This is a genomic window from Stenotrophomonas sp. YJH_SMC_119 (assembly GCF_059368315.1).
This window is the reverse complement of the sequence record NZ_JCAFRP010000003.1, coordinates 249,627-268,955: the sequence shown is the minus strand read 5'-3', so window position 1 is coordinate 268,955 and position 19,329 is coordinate 249,627. Positions and strand designations below refer to the sequence as shown.

Here is a 19,329-nt window from a genome sequence, read left to right as displayed (position 1 = left end):
GCTCAGTGCGGCGCGGCCTCCAGCGCAGTGCGTACCGCCAGCGCCAGGTCACTTCGCGTAAACGGCTTCGGCAGCAGGGCAACCGCGCGTCCCTGGCTGCCCGCCTGATCGTGGTCACGTGGATAGCCCGACGTGAACAGGACGGCGACTTCCGGCCAGCGTTCGCGGACTTGACGGACCAGCTCCCAGCCCAACATGCCGGGCATCACCACGTCCGAGAACAGCAGGTCCACCCTGGTGTCGGGGCGCTCCAGCAACCGTAGCGCGGAGGGGCCATCGTGGGCTTCCAGCACGCGGTAGCCGAGCAGCCGCAGCGAATCCACCGTGTAGGCGCGGACATCGTCGTTGTCCTCGGCCACCAGAATGGTTTCCTCGCGCGGCGAGTAGTCGGCCAGGCCGGTCTGCGGGGTGCGTGTTTCGCGGGGCAGGGTCAGCGGCGAGCGCGGAAACATCATGGTAATGCTCGTGCCGCCGCCTTCCACCGAATCGATCAGCACGTGGCCGCCGGACTGCTTGACGAACCCATGCACCATCGACAGTCCCAGCCCGGTGCCGCGGCCGACCTGCTTGGTGGTGAAGAACGGTTCGAACACCCGGGCCAGGGTGGCCGCGTCCATGCCATGGCCGTTGTCGCGCACCCGCAACATCACGTACTGGCCTGGTGCTGCATCCGGGAACAGGGCAGCGTAGTCGTGGTCGAGGTGGCTGTTGTCGACCTCGATCACCAACCGCCCGCCGTGCGGCATCGCATCGCGGGCATTCACCGCCAGGTTCAGTACGGAGGCCTCCAGCTGGCTGATGTCGATCTCCACGCACCAGATGTCCTCGGCGCTGCGGATCTCCAGCTGCACCAGCTCACCCAGTGCACGCTGCAGCATGTCGTGCATGTCCAGCAGGCGCTCGTGGAGGTTGGCGGCCTGGCTGTGCAGCGGCTGGCGTCGGGCAAACGCCAGCAGGCGCTGGGTCAGGCTGGCGGCACGCCCGACACCCTTCAGCGCGTTGTCCAGCGCCCGGCTGACCATCGCCCCGGCTTCCCCCGCGCGCTCATTCAGCAGCATGGCGTGCTCGACGTTGCCGGAGATGACCGTCAGGATGTTGTTGAAATCATGCGCGATGCCGCCGGTGAGCTGGCCGACCGCCTCGATCTTCTGTGATTGGCGCAGTGCATGTTCGGCCTGGAGGCGCGCCGTGGTTTCCACGGCCTCGGAGACCACGGCGGTGACCACGCCTTCGGCATCGAGCAGCGGGCGGAACGAAAAATCGAAGCTGCGCGGCCCGGTCGGGAGTTCCAGCTCCAATGAATGCAGCGAACTCCGGCCCTGCACGGCTGCAGCGACGGCCCGATCGATCAGCGCGCCGATGCCATCGGTTGTGGCGAACCAGAGCGATTCACCGAAGCGTTGGCCAAGCACGTCCTTCTTTTCCGCCAGCACTGCGGCCAGTGACGCGTCATTGGCATCCACCACGCGCCCGGACAGATCCAGCAGCATCTGATGCTGGAAGCTGGATTCGAAGATCGCCTGCAGGCGCCGTTTGCTGGCGCGCAACTCGGCCGTGCGCGCCTGCACCTGCTGCTCGAGCAGCTGGTTGTCCTCGCGCAGGGCCAGCTCGGCCTGTTTCAGCTGCGAGACGTCGCTACCCAGGCAGATGTAGCCGGCCACGCTGCCGTCGGCCGCATGCTCAGGCACGCAGTCCATCTGCACGAATCGTGATTGCCCGCTGCGGTGCACCAGTTCGACCTGGAAGCTGGTGCGCTCGCCCTGCAGTACCCGTTCCAGGCTCGGCAGGGCGTGTTCGAAGGCGGAAATGCCGCTGACCTCGCGCGCTGTCCGGCCCAGCAGCTCGGCCAGGCTGAATCCATGCCAGTCCAGGAACGCCTTGTTGGCGAACCGGTAGCGATGCGCGTTGTCGAGCTGGGCGATCAGCGCGGGTACGGCATCCGTCACCTGCTGCAGCTGCGCCTGGCTCTCATTCAGCGCAGCCTGCGCATGAAGCAGCTGGTTGCGCTCATGGGCTTCCTGGCGGGCGCGGCGAATCGCATCCGGCAGGCGCTGCAGGCGCTGCTTGACTACATAGTCGCGCGCGCCACGGGTCAGCGCCTGCACCGCCAGCTCTTCGGTCAGCGTGCCGGAGACGAAGATGAAAGGGGTCTGCGGAGTCCGCTCGCGTGCCAGTGCGAGGGCCGCATCGCCATCGAATCCGGGCAGCACGTGGTCGGCGAGGATCACGTCGAACGCACGGCTGTCGATGGCCTCGATGAACGCGTTGCGGGTCCACAGGCGCTCGGCCTCGAATTCCAGGCCGGCACGCCGCAGCTGTGCGGTGATCAGCTCCGCATCAAGCGCGCTGTCCTCCAGCATGAGGATGCGCAGGCGCTCGCTGCGGCGCGATCCATCACGCATTGTTGTGCTGCCCCGAGCCATTGGGCCGATGCGGTGGTGGCTGGTTGGTGATGCCCCAGAACATGCCCAGCCCCTGGATGGCGTCGAAGAATTCCTTGAAGTCGACCGGCTTGACCACGAAGGCATTCACGCCCAGTTCGTAACTGCGCACGAGATCCTGTTCTTCGCGCGAGGAGGTCAACATCACCACCGGCGTGCTGCTCAGCTGCGGGTCGCCACGCACCTGTTCCAGCACCTCCAGGCCATTGACCTTGGGCAGCTTCAGGTCCAGCAGCACCACCACCGGGCCGCCGTGCATGGCGCCGGCGAACTTGCCTTCGCAGCGCAGGTAATCCAGCGCTTCGGCGCCGTCACGTACATGGATGACATCGTTCAACAGCTGGCAGCGCGCAAGCGCGGCCATCGTCAGCTCTGCATCCTTGGGGCTGTCCTCTACCAGGAGGATCGGCCGCAGGTCCCTCATGGGTGTTCTCCTGTGAAGCGGGGTAGGGTGAAATGGATCGTGGCGCCCTTGCCGGGCTCGCCCTCGGCCCAGGTACGGCCGCCATGGCGGCCGATGATGCGGCGGACATTGGCCAGGCCGATGCCGGTGCCTTCGAACTCTTCGACGTGGTGCAGGCGCTGGAACACGCCGAACAGCTTGTCCACGTAGCGCATGTCGAAGCCGCAGCCGTTGTCGCGCACGAAGAAGTGGTCTTCGTCGTCGTTTCGCTCGTGACCAACCTCGATCACCGCGTGTTCGCGCTCGCGGGTGAACTTGATCGCGTTGGCCAGCAGGTTCTGCCATACCAGGCGCAGCATTGTGGGATCGGCCTCGACCTCCGGCAGCGGTGCGAGCGTCCACTGCACGTCGCGGCCGGCGTAGTCCAGGGCCAGGCTCCGGCGCACATCCTCGGCCAGCGCGCTCATGTCCAGCCGCACACGCCCCAGCGTGGAGCGCCCCATCTGCGAGAAGCTGAGCAGGTCATCCACCAGTGTTCCGGCGGACTTGGCCGATTCCACGATCGTGTCCAGGAATCGGCGCTCGGTATCGTTCAGGCGCTCGCCCGCCGAGCTGCCCAGCAGCTCGGAATAGCCGACAATGTGACGGAACGGAGCGCGCAGGTCGTGGCTGACCGAATAGGAGAAGGCTTCCAGTTCCTTGTTGCTGCGGAGCAGCTGCTCGTTCAGTTCGGCCATTTCCTCGGCCTTGCGCAACACGATATCGACGATGGCCGTGCGCATCTCGTGTGCCGCGTCGCAGTCAGCGTCGCTCCACGGCAGGCTGCGCTGCTGCACGGTCTCCTTCCAGGCCTCGAACGAGTTGCGCGGGGACAGCGCCACGCCCGGTGCTGCTTCCTTGCGGGGATCGCCACCCCAGCGCACGGTGCGCACCACTTCCGGGCGGAACCACATCAGGTAACTGTCATGCAACTGCGAAATGGACACCGCCAGCAGGCCACTGGCGACGTCGGCGAGGTGCGCGGCAGGCGACCAGTCGGCTGCCAGGTGATCGGTGCAGTAGGTTTCCTGGCCGGCCTGCTGCGTGGCCAGCCAGTTCGCCAGGGCCAGCACGTCGCTGGAGGAAGGGCACTGGCCAACACGCAGGCAATCGCCCTTGTGCACGATCGCCGCGCCGGCCGCGCCGGTCAGCGACAGCAGGCTGGCCTCGTCCTGGCGCAGGGCCGCCATGAAGTCCTCGTCGCCGGCCATGCGACCCAGTAGCTTGACCAGTATGGAACGACGGGCAACGCGCTCTTCGATCGCACGCGCTCGCTCCTTCAACGCAATCTGCAGCGACAGGATCTGGCCCATGAACTCGCAGGCAGTGCGCACGTGGTAGGGCAGGCGGCGTGGCTGCACGGTGTGGCAGGACACCAGGCCCCACAAGCGGCCTTCATGCACCAGAGATACCGACATCGACGCGCCGGTCCCCATGTTGCGCATGTAGCGCAGGTGCACCGGCGAGACGCTGCGCAGCACCGCCATGCTCAGGTCGGTGGGCGGCGCGTCGCGTTGATCCTCGGTCCGCATCAGCGGGGCCGGGGTGTAGCTGTTGTCCGCGATCAGGCGCACCCGGTTGCGGCGGTAGAGTTCGCGCGCCTGTGCTGGAATATCCGATTCGGGGAAGCGCAGGTCCAGGTAGGACGGCAACAGGCCGTTGCCATCCTCGGCCACCACGACACCGTTCCAGCCAGCATCGAACTGGTAGACCAGGGTGCGGTCGAAGCCGGTGAGCCGGCGCATGTGCGCGGCAGCCAGCTGGCAGAGATCTTCCACGGTGCTGGCCGACTCGATGCCGGCCATCAGCTCGCGGATGGCCGGATACAGCTCTTCCAGCGAGCCGGGCTGGCCCGGAACCGGTGCTTCCAGCTCGACCAGCAGATCGGTGGCGGAACGGTGCACCAGCAGCTGATGCCGGCCGTGGCCATCCAGATGCACGGCACCGACATGGGCACTGCTGCCGATCACGGCCTGCTGGAACAAGCCTTGGAACGGCGCCAGCACGCCGCCGAACACCTCACTGACGTGCCGCATCAACGGTTCGCCGAACTGCAGCAGCAGCCCGGGCTGGCTGATGGCGCGCTCGCGCACCTGCAGGGACTGCGGTTCAACGACCAGAAGCACACCGTAGGGCTGGATCGCGCCGGGGGTGTGGATCGGTTCGCGCGCGCAACTGGACAAGGCAGTGTCGTGCGCGGACTCAGCAGAAGGCATCAAGGGCGGGACTCATCATTCGTGGATGGCTGGAAGGCCCAGTGGTACATCCGGTACCCATCAATGGTGAAGCAAAATCGTGCATTCGCCTACCAGTGTATGCGTATGAAGCGTGCTTCTGTCCAAGCTGAATTCTTCATGTAGGGACGAGGTCGAGCACTTGAGGTTTTCGCGAAGAATACATCTACGCTGCACATCAGCTCGACAGATCATTGCCTAGAGTGGATCCACTTCCCTGAGCGACCGCCCCGTGAACCTGCAGCCCGCGCCCCTGTCCCCGTACCGCATGCTGGCTGACAGCTGCCAGTTTGAACTGCTGGATGTGGATGCGCTGCAGGACCCGGCCAGTGGCCGGCTGCTGCACCTGTATTCGCTGGTTGCCCGCTGCCTGTCCTGCGAGACGATCTTCAAGGCCGAAGAAGGGCAGGGCCTGGTCAGCCATACTGCGGCGCGGGTGGTGCGATGCCCTACCGGCTGCGGGCAGCAGGCGTTCAAGCCGGCCCTGCTGCGGACCTGGCGCCCGCAGGCCGTTGCCCAGGCGTAAGCGGCGGAGATCACAGCAGCCCGGGATTGGCTCGCCATACCGCGAAGTTGAGCGCCGAGGCGAACGAGATCCAGGCCAGATAGGGAAGCAGCAGCGCCGCCGCAGTCGGACGGATGCGCGCAAACGCGACGATCGCTGCGCAAACCAGCGCAATCAATACAAGAATGTCAACGAAGGCCAGGGCGCCCAGCTTCCAGCCGAAGAACAGCCAGCTCCACAGCGCATTGACGGCAAGCTGCACCAGGTAGAGCATCAGCGCCGGTCGTGCCCCGCGCCAGCCGCGTTCGCGCCACACCAGCCACGCGGCAATCGCCATCATGGCGTAGAGCAGGGTCCACACCGGACCAAAGACACTGGCCTGTGGTGCCCACGGGGGAAGATCGAGGGTGGCGTAGAAGCTGGCTGCGGATGTGGACGCCCACGCGCCCAGGGCGGCCGCGACGAAGGTGATCGCCACCCATCCCAGCAGCCCGAAAACCTGCGAACTCCGCTTCATACTCCGCTTCATACCGTCCAGCATCCCTGATGCGCATGATCCCGTGTACGCGCAGAGGCCGCGAATGGATGCAGGCTGCGGGCCTTCTCAGTCTGAAGAGCCGGCGGCGCTCGTGCCCTGGCTTGCCGGCAGCAGGGAAGGCTGTTGATCAAACCACTCACGTGCCTTGGACAGATGCCATTGGCGCCGGTCACCGTCCAGCTCGATGCCCGCACCCAGCAGTCCCCAGCGCAGGTAGAGATCGCCGCGTTTGCGCTGTTCCAGAAGATCCAGCCGCGCGCGTACCGACAGGCGATCATTCTCGGCCTGCAGTCCATCGATGACCAGATGGCCAGGGCGCCAGCGCAGCGTCGCCTGTGCCTGCACCTGACCGGAATCGAGGAGGGACAGCGTCCAGCGTGGGTAGTCGGTGCGCTCTGCGAACAGCGCGAGCAACGGACGGGCATCGCTGAGATCCAGATCCGTGGTGGCATCCACCTGGAATGGCGACTGCGCATCGATACGGCCACGTTTGAAGGCCGCGCGGCCTTTCCAGGCGGTTGCGCGCTCCGTACCCGCCACCTGCACGTTGCGTAGCTCGACCGTGGTGCCGGACAGATCAAAGTGGCGCTGGTTGAAGTCGCCACGGCGCAGCGTAGCGTTCACGTCGACGTCGCCGCCCATGTCCAGCCCCGCCACCTTGGCACTGGCGTTGCGCCCCAACAGCCGGGCCGTGCCATGGCCAACGCGGCCATCGGTATCGAGGGTGGCATCACCGCTGAGTGAGCCGGTGCCGCGCAGCAGGCGCACCTGTTTTGAACCGAGATAACGGTTGTAGGCCGACAGATCTGGAATGGTGGCTTCGCTGAAGCTCAGGTGCGCGCGCACGCCCTTGCGCAGCTCCTGCAGGCGACCGTCGCCGGTCAGATCCAGCGCCAGATCACGACCATCGAACAGCCGAACGTCCTTGGCATCGGTGGGACGCGCGGTGAAGCGGGGGAGGCGGACGGCAAGCAGGGCCTGGTTGGGAGAGCCCGCCTTCAGTTCCCCATGCGCGCTGGCGGTACCGGCAAGCCGGACGCCGGCGACCTCGGCGACTGCTTCGGCAGAGGGAATGTCCACCGTGCTGCCTTCGCTCAGCTCGCCATTGCGCAGCCGCAGGTCGGCCTTCAGCGTGCCGCCACCGTCCAGTTGCAGCCACGGCTTGCGGACGAACAGGGCAGGGATCCAGTTGAGCGAGGTGAACGTCCATTCGCCGCGCACCGTGCCGGAACTTCGCTCCAGCAACTGCGCCGGATCCTGGAAGGGAATGTCACGACCGGTGACGTGCAGGTCCGCATCCACTTCGCTGCCCGAGCCGGGTCGGGCTGGCAGGCGTGCCTGCAGGCGCAGGTCATTGGCCACATTGAGCTGAAGGGCCAGCACGCCGCGATCGGGAGCGCCGTCCCCAAGATAGAGCGGCACCTGCCATAGAGCGTGGTCGCCGGGCTGCAGCTGGCCGGCGATCAGGTGTGCCGAGAGCTGCAGGTGGCCCGGCACCGGTGCGCTGGAGATCTTCGGGGTGGTGGCATCCGTATCCATGCGCAGGCCCTGGCTGCGTGCATCAACATCCAGCTGGGCATGCAGTATCTTCAGTTTGGCGAGCCCAGGTGCCTGGTCCCGGTAATGGCGCGGGTAGCTGAAGCGTGCAGCCAGGTTCATGTCACCCAGCAGCTGCACGCCATCGAAGCTGGTGTCCGCCCCCTTGAACGTGACGGTTGAATCCAGCAGTTCCGAAGGACCGCCGCGTAGCTGCTTGACGAAGCCGACCGTGCCCTGACCCTTGCCGATGATCAGCAGCTTGCCGAAACGGGCGCTGCGGATGCTGTCGCTGTGGATGGCATCGAAACGCAGCGTCCAGCCCTGGTCGCTGCGCGGGGGCGGCGGGATGGCCTCTTCAACACGGCTGATCTCGGCCGATACGCCCGTGGCCTGCAGGCGCGGAACCCGAACTTCGCGCTGGAACAGCGGCAGGACTGCCAGCCTGGCGCTTGCCCGGTCGGCATGCAGCACGTAGACGGTGTGGTTGACGTGGCCGCGCATGTGCACGTTCCAGGCGATCACGTGGCCGGGCAGCAAGGTGACGGCTGGGCCGGTAGTCATCACGAACTTGTGCGGCTTGCGGTTGGTGACCTGGTCGAACAGCGGGGTGTTGAGGAAGATGTTGCCGGCCAGGAGGTAGGCAACATACAAGCCCAGCAGGATGTAGATGGCAATGCGCCGTCGCCAGGGCAGGTGATGTACGGGCGCAGGAGGAGGGGACATGAACCACTCGAACAACGAGGACCCCCGCACTATTGCGAAGTGACCGGCGGCAGGGTGTGAAGCCGGCGCGTCGCGCAGATTCGTTGTGACCTGCCACGCTAAATCAATTGCAACCCATCGGGATGCCGCGGGGTTTCATACAATCCTTCCGTCATCTGCCCAACATCCAAGGAAGACCCTGTGAGACAACGCGTCATCGTATGCCCGCTGATCCAGAACCAGGGCGCCTATCTGCTGTGCCGCATGCCGTTGGACCGTGGTGCATTCCCAGGCCAATGGGGACTGTCCGGCGGCGGGCTGGAGCCCGCCGAACGCATCGAGGAAGGCCTGCGCCGGGAGATCCGCGAAGAGCTGGGGCACGCGCTGCAGATCGATGCCGTTCAACCATGGACCTTCCGCGACGACATCCGCACCAAGCTCTATCCGGACGGTTCCAGCGAGCAGATCCACATGATCTACCTGATCTTCGACTGCGAAGCACTGAACCGTGACGTTACGATCAACGAAGAGTTTGATGCCCATGCCTGGGTGGAACCGAAGGATCTGGGTGCGTACGACCTCAATGCGGCGACCCGAATCACGCTTCTGGCGAAGGGGCTGCTTTCGAGCTAGTGCAGAAAGGGGCGCCAGGTTGAGATAGAGGGCCTGCGGCAGCGGACTGCCATAGACCATTAACGTGACGCGTCACGCCGGGCGGAAATCACGTTCCTGTCAGGGCAAGTGACCGGCCGATGCAATTGGAGGCGGGAGAACGATGAAGGTCCTGCTTTGGGCGCCTACAGCTTTGTTTGCCTTGCTGTCATTGAGAGCGTTGGCTTTCGTGACCTATCAAGGACTGAATGGAGCCGCCTTTGAAGAGGAAGAGATCATTGTCGCGGGGGGGCGGCTTGGTCTGCGGCTGGATCGCCTGGGGCATGCATAAGACCCTGATCGGACGATGGAGGAAGCCGTAGCTGCCAGGCCGCGAGGGGATTGAGGCGAACGGTACGCCAGCGTCCCCGGGGATGCTTTGAACATAATATACATTATGCGAAATGCCGTATCCGGCGAATCTGGGCCTTTGTTGGCTCCGCATGGCAATGGCTGGGCCTCTGGCTCGGCTCTTGCCTGCGCCCTCAGACCCCGGCCAAGGATGAGATCGCGGCATGATTGAGTTCGACCCGCACCACCGTATTGACCTGACCGGCCCTTGGGCCGGTTTTTCTTTCCTCGGTGACCGTCTGATCACCCCTGAGGGCCGCGAGTTGCTGCCTGAAGACCTGGCGTGGCTGTCGCTCACCGCCTGCCAAGCACAAGAATGGCGCCGGATGATGGAAGCTGCACGCGCGACGCCGTCGATCGACAGTTCCAGAAATGGGCGCAATCGTGACGCCGGCATCCGCCATCATCCTGCCAATGTCGTCAATCTGCGGGATGTTGTGAGCCAGCGCAAACAGCGTTCGGCAGTGGCGATGGCTGGCCCTGACGCCGATCCTGTGGCGGGTGTCCTGCCAGTGCCGGGGCCGAGGCCTCGCCAGCGCGTGTAAGGCGCTTCCGTAGGGGCGCTGCCCCTACACCCCGATTCATTGCTCGCGGCAACGCAGCCATTCGCCCTTGGCGTTTCGCAACTGTTCCCAGCCGTTGCTTAAGCGACGCATTGCAGTTCCACCCATGCAGGCAGCGCCCAACTGCTTCGCCTCAGCACTCCCGTAGGCTGGCATGCGAACAATCTCGCTCGACGGCGTTGGTATGCCTTGGCGACGCGCCTCGCTCTGGATCAAGGATCGTTCAATGTCGGTGCAATAGAGCCGAATGCGCGGATCGACGTGCTGGTGGCATTTCAGCGGTTCAGCGCCAAGGTTGCTCGCCTTCGGCGTTGACGGCGTGTAGCTGGGCATTGGCTGCGGACCAGTGGTCGAGCGTAGCTGCTGTGCATGCACGGATGCTGACAACAGTAGTAGAGCCAGAACTAGGCCTGATCGAATGTCCATTTCGCCCCCAAGGTTCGGGGGCATGGTATCCCATCGCGAAAATCAGAAGCTGGCCTGATACGGCGGCGTCTCAGGGAACGTGCCCAGCGGGCGCTTGCCAACTGCAATCAGGGTGCTCCCGTTCGCCGCGGCGGTGGTCGGCTGTGTCTCGCTCGCGCTCGTCACAGGCGACCCCGCCGCAGCCCTTATGCGCTCGGTAGTTGAATCGGACTGTTCGCCGAACGGATCCACGGGCCAAGTGGTCGCGATGATCTCATGGCCTTTCGCTGACAGCAGCACACCAAACTCTGTCCGTTTTACGGACCAGCCCAGCGCCCACAGCTGCTCCGTAGTGAATCTGTCGAGCACCTGCCCTCCCCCCGATGCTCGGAACTCCACGATATCCCGGTGCCCGTACCAACCTGCGTGCCGCGCCCTGGCATTGGCCGCCATGTCGAGGATGTACTGCACGCCTGCGGGCATTTTCTCCTTGGACTTCGGGGTGTCCACCACCTTCGTGACCACGGTGGCCGGCTGTGCGCCGGGCGCTTGCGCGATTGCCGGAATCGCGGCTTTCTGCGACTTCACAACCTCTTTCAGCTTGCTTTCCTCGCCGGTTGAGCCACCAGCGAAGAAGAATCGCAGGAACATGAAAACGCCGATAACGAGTGCAAGCCCCATCACGATTGAGGGCCCCCGCAGTGTCTTCCACAAGGTGCGGGTGTTGCCCTTGTAGACCTCGTTTGACTCAATGCCCGGCTGCACGCCGTGGTAAAGCTCCCAGATGGCCGGATCGTACTTGCGAACCTCGGTGCCTACCGTCTCGTACTTGCCGGTGCCGGTGGCGGCGTAGAACCTCACCGAATAGCGCTGATCGGAGCCCAGCGCATCGAGCTTGGTATACGTGTTCTTCTTCGCCATGCGGCGAATGATCAGCCGGTGCAGGTCTTTGCAGTCCTGCGAAATGATCACCATGTCCAGGCTAATGTGGCCGTGCTTCGCGAAGAAGTTGGCCGTGCGCTCCGGCAAATTGGCCCGGTTCGTGGGCCAGTACTCATGCGCCTCATCGATCACGACTAGAGCATGCTTCTCGATGTGCGGGAACGATATAGCGCCGTCGTTGTCCGTGTCGCATACACACCAGTCAACCACCTCCTTGTCGCCCATCACGTGGACAAGATCACGCACTTCTTCCTCAGGCATCCCGAGGTGAGCCGCAATCTTGCCCAGGCTCCCACCTACGCCGTTGAGGCGCACGTACACGTGCCGCTTAGCGCGCAGCGCGGGCAGGATGTGGTGGAGCACTGCCTCGTAGCTCTTGCCGCTGCGCGGCAACCCTTCATGGCCGAAGATCATTTCGTTACGTCCACTGGAATACGGTCAGGAACACCCGCACAAGGCGAAAAATAAGGGCTGCGGTCAGCAGCGCGATTGCCTCTCCGACACGCAGCTGCCCGACTATGAAGGCGGTCCATGGGCCGGCCGCATTGAGCATCGCGCAGAAGCTGATTTGCGTAAGGAAGTCCGGTGCCGGGATCAGGTACACAATCGCCTTCACGAACGACAACACGAGCTCGATGAAGTCCGTTTGCAGGTCCGTCATGAAATCGGAGAAGTCCGCCCACAGCGACGTGATCTGCTCTTTGGCCCATGCGGTGATCGCAGCAATCGGGCTCACGCCTTCGGCATACGCCCATGATGCCGACAGCGCCAACACAAGAAGCGCTGCACCCAACACGATCAGATGTTTCCGATTCATAGCAGTGCCCACCTCAGGGCAACAACGCCCATGCCCGCAAGGAAGACAAATCCGGCGTACTGGAAAAGCTGCAGCAATGGCCCGCTGCACAAGCTGCTCAGATCGAACTTGCCGACGTACTGACCGCCGTCCCATGTTGCGGTGGGACAGGAGCCGCCTGCGCCGGTGCAATTGCCGAAGAACCCCTTGACCTTGGACAGGATCGGCGCGCCCTCAATGGCGGTCTTGAACTCAGCCAACACCTTCTGCACCGTCTTGCCGGACTTCTTGTAGAGGCGCCCTGTCGTCGGCCCCGCCCCGCCGCCCTCGCCTCCTTCGCCACCATCACCGGGACCGGGGCCCGGGCCTTCGCAGCCCGCAGGGTCTTTGCAGTCGCCGTCACCGTCGCCATCACCTGGGCCGGTTCCACCGCCGCCACCACCATTGCCGCCACCGCCGTCGCCACCACCATCGCCACCACCGCCGTCGCCGCCGCCATCGCCGCCGCCATCGCCGGGGCCGGTGCCACCTCCGTCGCCCCCGCCCTCGCCCGGGTCGGGCGTAGTAGGGGCGGGATGATCGTCAGTACTGCACGTTTGCCCTGTCGGCTGGAAAAGACGACCAACGGGAGAGCCCGCGTAAAGCGAACCTTCGTAGGCGCAACCGTTGTGGCAGACAGCACCGAAACCATCTGTACCTCCGCCTTTCCACCCCGTTTCTTCCGGGCGTTTGTCGCACGTCTCGTTGCAGGTGTAGGACCATAGGCCCAAGTACCCCGTCCCAGTTTTAGAGGTAAGTCCTACCAGACATTGCGTCTTTGAACCGGGCTGCGGGCCAATATCAACGCACTGCTTTGTCGATTGCGTCGAGTTGAATGACGAACTGTTGCGGCAGTCCCGCATGGCTAGCCCAATGTCGTATGCAGCAGCCCGAAAGCTGGGGAGATAGAAGCAGAGGGCCAGCAGGACTGCGACAAGAGCGCGCATCACTGGCTTGCCTCATTGAATGCGAGGGCGACGGCGTGCCCGGCCAATCCCCCGATGAATGCGAATACCATGCATACGAGCATCGTCAATCTCCCCTTTCTGGCGCGCCGCAATAGACGCATTCGCCGCCGTCATAGTCGTGACCGGTGTCACCACACACCGCCTCCTCCACCTCGCCTGCCTCATCATCGGCATGCTCATCGGCGTCCTGATCCTCGCGGTCCTCAAAGAACCCGGCGACCTTGTCGACACACCACCGGCCAAACCACGGCAGTGCCATCAGTGTCCCAGCCGCCACGATTGCAGCGACGGCCTGAGCGACAGACAGCCCGAGAAACACCCCACTGAAATCCATCACCTACCCCTAGTAGTCGATGACGGTGCGGCACTCCGTACACCACAGGCTGCCGTCGTCCAACACGATCACGTCATCACCGCCACACTCAGGGCACCAGTCGTCCTGGCATTCATCGGTGTTGAGGTCATCGGGCTGTGTCTGCATAGGAATCGGGGCCGGTTTCCCAGCCCCTCCCCGTCACGATTCGACCGCGATCAGCGGAAGAAGGTCGCGACCTTGTTGGTCGCCCAGCGGGCGAAGCCCGGGGACGCCTTGATGGCACCTGCGCTGATGATTGCGCTGACTGCGCTGGCGGCTGCGAGGCCGGTCAGAATGTCGCCGAAGTCCATTGCACTGCTCCTTGGTTATGCGCGTTGTGCGCGTTGAATGGGGTGGTCAATCCCGCTCTGTACTGACCGACTTCACGACGGCGCCCACGATGTAGCCAAGCACGTTCAGTGCAAGAACCAGCGTGAACACCCCCGAGAACCAACCAGTCGCCACCTCAGGTTCCGGCCACTGGAATAGATCGATGAGAATTGAGGCCTGTGCGTGCTCTGCTGCTGACACAAGCACATACCCACCACACTGCGATGCAGGCTCCCCGGTGGGTACGAGCGTCCCCTCAGCCGTCAGAGACACGCACACGGCCATGACTTAGGCCTGCGCGGTTGAGCGCGGTGCAGCCTTGGGCACCATGCGCAGGACGGTGAACTTGCTCAGCGAGGCGACGCCCTTGTTGACCTGCAACATGGACTCAACATCGAGCTCGTACTCGCCCTCGGGGTAGCCCGGCTGGCCCTTGTCCAGGCGCACGTCGAACGGGTAGGCAAAGCCACCGGTTTCCAGCTTGGCCTTCTGCTTGCGGGTGGTGTATTCCACGTTCTCGCCAGCGTCGTTCTTGAAGCTGCCGCCGCGTTCGTCAATTTCGTTCTTGAGGACGGTGACCTTGATGCTCATGTGCTGTTACCCCTTTGAGGTTGGCTGTACGGCCGCGATTTCGGGCCAGTGCGCTGCTGTGTCACCTGTGACCCACTTCGGCAGCGATGGCGAAGTGCAGGATTCGATTACCGCCCGCAATGCCTGATCGTCAGGGCAGTTCTTGGCGATGAAATTGAGGGCTGCGCCGTACTGGCGGCGGATGTGGCGCCGAACACTCTTCCACGTCGCTTCAACGGCGGCTTTCGTGATTTCGATGCGCGTGGCAACGCAGCGCAGAAAGGACAGGACCGGATAGGCACCCAGCAGGTAGGAGGCCGGGTCACGCAGAATGTCGAGCGGCAGTTCCTTACGGTTGGAGTTGCGGAATTGCGCCTCATAGCGCACCCACGGCGAACTCTTGTCGCCCTGCTCCCTGCCCTTCTCGTAGACGCGCAGCTGCTTTTCCGACTTCTTACCGCCGACGTAGAACGTCTTGCCGTCACCGCTGTCGTAGTCGTCCACCAGCTGCGCCTTGGGGCGCTGACCACGGTTGTCGAAGTCGCCATTGGCGTACCACTTCTGCGCCATACGCAATGGGTAGTCGCCCACCAGGTCATCAGCGCACACGTCGACACGGGTGATCCTTCCGGCGCAGCTTTCGAGCTTCGCTCGAAGCTCCAGCCACCGCTGCGCATGGCCGCAGCGCGCTGCGCCTATGGCCTTGCATCCATCACCCGTTAGCTCGATACGGGCGGTATACGTGCCATCGGCGCGGCGGCAATCTTCGCCGCCCAATTCGATCATGCCAACGAACTTCTTGGCTGCGTCGATGATCTTGATTCGCCACGTGTAGAAGCGACCGCCGCCCACGGTTTCATCAAGTTCAAGGCCGAGCCCGGCGAAGAACCAGCAGAACACCTGCAGGGCCGCGATGCGGGCGTTGTCCGGGGAGAACTCGATCCACTGGCGGACCTCTTCGAAGCTGTCGCCATCGCGGAACGCGAGCTCGTCCAGCGCTGCGCGCAGATCGATGGAGGCGGAGAACCAGTCAATGCCGACCGTTAGGGTTCCCTCGGGGTTCCTGAATTCACTGACTCCCCTGTTAGACGAGGGGAGTCCCGAGCCGGCCAGCACCGCGCGATCACCGACCATTGCCCGGCCCCTTCTTGCGCAGCACGAACACAACAGTCCAATACACGACCGTCACCAGCACGCCGCCGACAGTCGCGACAACGAGCGGATCGCGGAAGAACTCAGCAATATCAGCGGCCATTGGAGCGATCCTTCCGCAGCTTCCACAGGCGACGAAGCGCCAGCCATGCCTGCTCGATGACGATGGAGACGATGGCCCCGCCGAGAACGAGCGCGAGAAAGACAGCGCACGCCGTGAGGCCCATGTCGAACTCGGCGAGCTCGGCGAATGAGGGATACCTACTCATGCGGCGCGCTCCTGTTCTTCGGCGTAGCGAGCGGCGGCCAGAAGATCACCGCGCTTGGTGGCGGCGATCTCGGCCTTTGCCAGCGCGATGACCTGGGCTTCACGGGACTGTTGCGAGGCGGTGTAGTCACGCCGGTCGAGCAGCCATGAAACGAGCTTTGCGCAGCCGATGGACACGGCCACGATGGCCGCCAGCAGCACGAAGGTAATGAGCGGATCGATCATCCCTGTCCCCTGCCCCAAGCCCCCCAAGGGAACCCGCCAGCAGCCTTGGGGTGCCGTTGGCGGGTGTCCCGTGTGTACGGGACGGAGAGCATGTAACCTGATTACGGGACACGCTGTCAACTAGGTACGGGACATGAGCATCGTTAGCACCCTGATCGACAAGGCTCGGCAGAGGGCAGGAATCGCGTCAGATAGCGCCTTGGCGGCGCAATTTGGTGTGCACCGGCAGGCGGTGTCGAAGTGGCGAAATGGCGATGCCTACCCCGATGAAGAGCACATCGCAGAGATGGCCGTCATGGCCGGAGATGATCCTGTGCAATGGCTTGTAGCCATCAAAGCAATCCGTGCGGAAGGTAAGGCTGGCAAGGCGTGGGCTGCGCTCGCCAAGAGGCTGGCGACAGCTGCAATGGTGGTACTGCTTGCCGTTGGCTTCACCCTCCCCCGCGACGTGCAGGCCATGCCGCAGGCTGGCAACGCCTTGCACGATATACATTATGCGAAATAATGTATCGGGCGGCCGCAGCCTTCGTTGGCTCTGCATGGCAATGGCTGAGGCTCTGGCTTGGCTCTTGCCTCCCTGCTGGCTCCCCCTGATTGACGTTGAGAAGTTGCCCGGGAAACAGAGGAAACTCGCCCTATCTGGTTCGGAAACCCGCCCGCAATTCGTAGGATCCACGGATAGGCCTCCCCAGATTTGCTCGAGCTACGAAAAAGACGCCCCGATTCGCGTCTTCTGCCCTGGTGCTTTGCCGCAGGATGCAGCCATGCTGCCCGCACTTCTGTCATCGAGCTGAGGTTTTTCGATAAAGTTTGAATGCAGCCATTGCGCCCGCACTTACGCTATGTAGCGTCAGATACCATGGCGTAGACGCCAAGGCTCAACTTCGGACTTCCTCCATGAACGATACTGATCGAGAAATCATGCTGATTGCCGCCGCAATCGCCGGATTTGCGGTCTCATTCACCTGCTGGGCTGCTTGGCTAGCCCGTAGAACGCGTCTTGCGCAGAGTCACCGCACACGCTCCCGGCGCAGCGGTTGAACGAACTTTCTTGGGCCGCTTGGGTGCCACTTCCTGCGGAGTTGGCATATTGCGAAGCCCTGAAAGCTGCCCTTCGAGAGCTTCACATCTGCCACGCAGGATATCCGCAGACTGGGTGGCCGTTGCTGCCGCCGATTGGGCGACCTGGATATCCTGGCGCAGCTGGTTCTCAAGGAGCCTATGGTGTTCGGAGGTCTTGCTTAGCTGCGCATGGAGCTCTTTGACCTCCTGGCGCGCTCGATCGACATCGCTCAGCGCTCGATTCTCGACAGATCTGACGTACTCGGTCCAGTCCTCGCGCTCAGATTTCGCCGTCTGTAGGGCCTCGTGAAGCCGGACGTCGAGTTGCTGTCTCGCTGTTTCGGTTCGGTCGGCTCTTCGACGCTCGAGGTCGCGCTGCTCTGCAAGTTCAGAGATCTGTAGCTGAAGCTGGTCGACCAGGTGCTGTAGCTCTGAAGCTTGGGTCGTTGCAATTCTCTCCCCGGTGATTGCAACGTCGCGCTCTGCACGCATTTGCGCCAGCTCTTCAGCCACAAGTCGGGAGCTGGCCTCCAGCGCATCACGCTCGGAAGCTAGGGCCCGCTCGGACGATGCAAGCTCTCGACGGGCGGCCTCCTGGGCATGCTTCAGCGCCAACCCCCACCATTGCCCGGCGAGTTCTACCAACACCGCTGGCGCATCTTCCAGGTTCGGACGCGCTGGCTGCAGGCGCGTGCCAAGTCGGTTCCACCATGTTTCCAGCCAGCGGGTCACCGTGTTCGGCGAGCCTGTCCCCAGGTGAGCCCGGATCCGCTCTACGGTTGGGCGTTCGCACTTGGCGACCAACTCGTCAGCGGCGGTATGGACGTCAGTTTCGGTGATGCCGCGGGCCATGCGAAGTCTCCTGTACTGGCACCCTACTCTGCTGATAACGTACTCGCGATAAGTGATGATTATCACTAGTTGATGCCCTACTTCGTAACATACATTACATAGTATGAATCGAAATAACACATTGCTTTCTACTGCGGCGGCGGCCACCGCCTTGGTCCTGCCCGAACAGCTGGCCCAACGGGCCGCCGATGCGGTCCGCGAACTGCTCGCCGAAGCGGCCGCGGCCAACACCACCCGCAGCTACGCCACCGCCCTGCGCTACTGGGCCGGTTGGCATCAGGGCCGTTACGGATTCGAGCTGGCGCTACCGGTCAGCGAGGCGGTGGTCATTCAGTTCCTGGTCGACCATGTTCAGCGCAAAGGCAAGACCGGCTTGGTCAGCGAACTGCCGCCGGCGCTGGACCGAGCCTTGGTGACTGCCGGGCTCAAGGCCAATGTCGGGCCGCTCAAGCTCTCGACAGTGGTCCAGCGCGTGGCCGTGCTCTCGACAGCCCACAAGCTCAAGCGCCTCGTCAATCCTTGCGAACTGCCCAGCGTGCGCACCCTACTGAGCCGCGCGCGGCGCGCCGCGGTCAAGCGCGGGGAGCGGCCGACCAAGAAGACAGCCATCACCCGGGCCGAGCTCGAGGTCATGCTCGCGACCTGTGACGACAGCCTTGAAGGGCTGCGCGACCGCGCCCTGCTCTGCTTTGGCTTCGCTAGCGGCGGACGCCGGCGCAGCGAGATCGCCGCAGCCGACATGCGCGACCTGCGCAAGATTGCTGACGATGGCTATATCTACCGACTGGAGTACTCGAAAACCCAGCAGGCCGGTGTGAAGGCCGATTCGACCCCGGACAAGCCAATCCTAGGCCGCAGCGCCGAGGCGTTGAGGACTTGGCTCGAGGCGGCCGGGATCTTTGAGGGGGCGATATTTCGGCGGATCTGGAAGGGGCGGATCGGCCCTCCCCTGCTCCCGGGATCCGTGGCAGCCATCGTGAAACGGCGGGCCGCACGGGCTGGACTTGAGGGGGACTTCGGGGCACACAGTCTGCGATCTGGGTTCGTGACCGAGGCCGGTAAGCAAGGTGTGCCGCTGCCGGCGGTGATGGCCATGACGGAACATCGCTCGGTGGCGAGTGTGATGGGGTACTTCCAGGCTGGAGCTGCAGAAGACAATCCGGCAGGTCGCTTACTGAAATGAGAAGTACTCAAGGCTGACTCGGCGCGCCTGTTCCCGCCTAGGGAGGCCGGGTCCGAACGCTGACACTGGTGGCAGGTGGTCCGGCAGCTTACCGGTCAGGAGCCCAGCGGATCCCCTCGTTTGGGACCCGATGATGCTTTTTTGCACACGGTACCGGCGTGCGGAGTGGCGGTAGGTCACCGCCCCTGTCAATTGTTGTAAATTAGCGCGAATCGA

General features: G+C 63.7%; 24 protein-coding genes. 6 read left to right on the top strand and 18 right to left on the bottom strand.

Features of this window, described 5'->3' with window-relative positions:
- Positions 1 to 2: 2 nt before the first annotated feature.
- The 3 genes from AC5P6S_RS07220 to AC5P6S_RS07210 are packed head-to-tail and all read right to left on the bottom strand — an operon-like array spanning position 3 to position 5,099.
- Positions 3 to 2,402 carry a hybrid sensor histidine kinase/response regulator gene (locus AC5P6S_RS07220; RefSeq protein WP_049397284.1) on the bottom strand — a complete coding sequence of 800 codons (2,400 nt, stop codon included), beginning with the start codon at positions 2,400 to 2,402 and terminating at the stop codon, positions 3 to 5.
- Positions 2,395 to 2,865, bottom strand: a complete 471-nt coding sequence (locus tag AC5P6S_RS07215) for a response regulator (RefSeq protein WP_005409633.1) — start codon at positions 2,863 to 2,865, stop codon at positions 2,395 to 2,397. The genes AC5P6S_RS07220 and AC5P6S_RS07215 overlap by 8 nt, the downstream gene beginning before the upstream one ends.
- Positions 2,862 to 5,099, bottom strand: coding sequence for an ATP-binding protein (locus AC5P6S_RS07210; protein ID WP_495204543.1), 2,238 nt, complete (start codon positions 5,097 to 5,099; stop codon positions 2,862 to 2,864). The genes AC5P6S_RS07215 and AC5P6S_RS07210 overlap by 4 nt, the downstream gene beginning before the upstream one ends.
- Before the next feature lie 250 nt (positions 5,100 to 5,349).
- Here AC5P6S_RS07210 and AC5P6S_RS07205 point away from each other — a divergent pair, with 250 nt between their 5' ends.
- Positions 5,350 to 5,643, top strand: coding sequence for a hypothetical protein (locus AC5P6S_RS07205; protein WP_033835164.1), 294 nt, complete (start codon positions 5,350 to 5,352; stop codon positions 5,641 to 5,643).
- A gap of 10 nt (positions 5,644 to 5,653) precedes the next feature.
- On the opposite strand, the gene AC5P6S_RS07200 is transcribed toward AC5P6S_RS07205, so the two are convergent.
- Both AC5P6S_RS07200 and AC5P6S_RS07195 read right to left on the bottom strand, forming a co-directional pair.
- Positions 5,654 to 6,139 (bottom strand): TspO/MBR family protein, encoded by a 486-nt coding sequence (locus AC5P6S_RS07200; RefSeq protein ID WP_043033530.1) that lies wholly within the window; start codon positions 6,137 to 6,139, stop codon positions 5,654 to 5,656.
- An 87-nt stretch (positions 6,140 to 6,226) separates the two neighbouring features.
- On the bottom strand, positions 6,227 to 8,422 hold the full coding sequence (locus AC5P6S_RS07195; RefSeq protein ID WP_043033620.1) for an AsmA family protein: 2,196 nt from the start codon (positions 8,420 to 8,422) through the stop codon (positions 6,227 to 6,229).
- 180 nt (positions 8,423 to 8,602) lie between these two features.
- On the opposite strand from AC5P6S_RS07195, the gene nudI reads away from it, so the two are divergent.
- The 3 genes from nudI (at position 8,603) to AC5P6S_RS07180 (ending at position 9,948) form a co-directional block, all read left to right on the top strand.
- On the top strand, positions 8,603 to 9,034 hold the full coding sequence (nudI, locus tag AC5P6S_RS07190) for a nucleoside triphosphatase NudI (RefSeq protein ID WP_043033528.1): 432 nt from the start codon (positions 8,603 to 8,605) through the stop codon (positions 9,032 to 9,034).
- A gap of 142 nt (positions 9,035 to 9,176) precedes the next feature.
- On the top strand, positions 9,177 to 9,344 hold the full coding sequence (locus AC5P6S_RS07185; protein ID WP_157803269.1) for a hypothetical protein: 168 nt from the start codon (positions 9,177 to 9,179) through the stop codon (positions 9,342 to 9,344).
- A 223-nt stretch (positions 9,345 to 9,567) separates the two neighbouring features.
- Complete coding sequence (locus AC5P6S_RS07180) at positions 9,568 to 9,948, top strand: DUF3653 domain-containing protein (protein ID WP_235643841.1); 381 nt, start codon at positions 9,568 to 9,570, stop codon at positions 9,946 to 9,948.
- A 36-nt stretch (positions 9,949 to 9,984) separates the two neighbouring features.
- Here AC5P6S_RS07180 and AC5P6S_RS07175 read toward each other — a convergent pair whose 3' ends face one another.
- The 12 genes from AC5P6S_RS07175 to AC5P6S_RS07120 form a co-directional block, all read right to left on the bottom strand.
- Positions 9,985 to 10,299: a hypothetical protein gene (locus AC5P6S_RS07175; protein WP_235643839.1), complete on the bottom strand. Its 315-nt coding sequence runs from the start codon at positions 10,297 to 10,299 to the stop codon at positions 9,985 to 9,987.
- Positions 10,300 to 10,434: 135 nt separating this feature from the next.
- Complete coding sequence (locus AC5P6S_RS07170; RefSeq protein WP_235643837.1) at positions 10,435 to 11,727, bottom strand: zonular occludens toxin domain-containing protein; 1,293 nt, start codon at positions 11,725 to 11,727, stop codon at positions 10,435 to 10,437.
- 4 nt (positions 11,728 to 11,731) lie between these two features.
- Positions 11,732 to 12,130 (bottom strand): hypothetical protein, encoded by a 399-nt coding sequence (locus AC5P6S_RS07165; RefSeq protein ID WP_180874478.1) that lies wholly within the window; start codon positions 12,128 to 12,130, stop codon positions 11,732 to 11,734.
- On the bottom strand, positions 12,127 to 13,095 hold the full coding sequence (locus AC5P6S_RS07160; protein ID WP_495204542.1) for an attachment protein: 969 nt from the start codon (positions 13,093 to 13,095) through the stop codon (positions 12,127 to 12,129). Before AC5P6S_RS07160 ends, AC5P6S_RS07165 begins: the two co-directional genes overlap by 4 nt.
- 85 nt (positions 13,096 to 13,180) lie before the next feature.
- Positions 13,181 to 13,450: a hypothetical protein gene (locus AC5P6S_RS07155; RefSeq protein WP_180874480.1), complete on the bottom strand. Its 270-nt coding sequence runs from the start codon at positions 13,448 to 13,450 to the stop codon at positions 13,181 to 13,183.
- Between the two features lie 9 nt (positions 13,451 to 13,459).
- On the bottom strand, positions 13,460 to 13,597 hold the full coding sequence (locus AC5P6S_RS07150; RefSeq protein ID WP_161802001.1) for a hypothetical protein: 138 nt from the start codon (positions 13,595 to 13,597) through the stop codon (positions 13,460 to 13,462).
- Positions 13,598 to 13,647: 50 nt separating this feature from the next.
- Positions 13,648 to 13,782, bottom strand: a complete 135-nt coding sequence (locus AC5P6S_RS07145; protein ID WP_049396927.1) for a hypothetical protein — start codon at positions 13,780 to 13,782, stop codon at positions 13,648 to 13,650.
- A gap of 307 nt (positions 13,783 to 14,089) precedes the next feature.
- Complete coding sequence (locus AC5P6S_RS07140; RefSeq protein ID WP_180874481.1) at positions 14,090 to 14,392, bottom strand: single-stranded DNA-binding protein; 303 nt, start codon at positions 14,390 to 14,392, stop codon at positions 14,090 to 14,092.
- A 6-nt stretch (positions 14,393 to 14,398) separates the two neighbouring features.
- A complete protein-coding gene (locus AC5P6S_RS07135) occupies positions 14,399 to 15,505 on the bottom strand; it encodes a replication initiation factor domain-containing protein (protein ID WP_180874482.1) in 1,107 nt (368 codons plus the stop codon).
- Positions 15,495 to 15,626: a hypothetical protein gene (locus AC5P6S_RS07130; RefSeq protein ID WP_265329154.1), complete on the bottom strand. Its 132-nt coding sequence runs from the start codon at positions 15,624 to 15,626 to the stop codon at positions 15,495 to 15,497. The genes AC5P6S_RS07135 and AC5P6S_RS07130 overlap by 11 nt, the downstream gene beginning before the upstream one ends.
- The gene (locus tag AC5P6S_RS07125; RefSeq protein ID WP_158230267.1) at positions 15,616 to 15,792 is read right to left on the bottom strand and encodes a hypothetical protein; all 177 of its coding nucleotides are present in this window, start codon (positions 15,790 to 15,792) and stop codon (positions 15,616 to 15,618) included. Before AC5P6S_RS07125 ends, AC5P6S_RS07130 begins: the two co-directional genes overlap by 11 nt.
- Entirely contained in the window at positions 15,789 to 16,016 is a 228-nt protein-coding gene (locus AC5P6S_RS07120) for a hypothetical protein (RefSeq protein ID WP_088470526.1), read from the bottom strand. Before AC5P6S_RS07120 ends, AC5P6S_RS07125 begins: the two co-directional genes overlap by 4 nt.
- A gap of 133 nt (positions 16,017 to 16,149) precedes the next feature.
- Here AC5P6S_RS07120 and AC5P6S_RS07115 point away from each other — a divergent pair, with 133 nt between their 5' ends.
- Positions 16,150 to 16,521 carry a DUF3693 domain-containing protein gene (locus tag AC5P6S_RS07115; protein WP_088470527.1) on the top strand — a complete coding sequence of 124 codons (372 nt, stop codon included), beginning with the start codon at positions 16,150 to 16,152 and terminating at the stop codon, positions 16,519 to 16,521.
- A 476-nt stretch (positions 16,522 to 16,997) separates the two neighbouring features.
- Here AC5P6S_RS07115 and AC5P6S_RS07110 read toward each other — a convergent pair whose 3' ends face one another.
- The gene (locus AC5P6S_RS07110; RefSeq protein WP_060381149.1) at positions 16,998 to 17,930 is read right to left on the bottom strand and encodes a DNA-binding protein; all 933 of its coding nucleotides are present in this window, start codon (positions 17,928 to 17,930) and stop codon (positions 16,998 to 17,000) included.
- A 103-nt stretch (positions 17,931 to 18,033) separates the two neighbouring features.
- Between AC5P6S_RS07110 and AC5P6S_RS07105 the strand changes: the two genes are divergently transcribed.
- A complete protein-coding gene (locus tag AC5P6S_RS07105) occupies positions 18,034 to 19,113 on the top strand; it encodes a site-specific integrase (RefSeq protein WP_065183798.1) in 1,080 nt (359 codons plus the stop codon).
- The last annotated feature ends 216 nt before the right edge of the window (positions 19,114 to 19,329 follow it).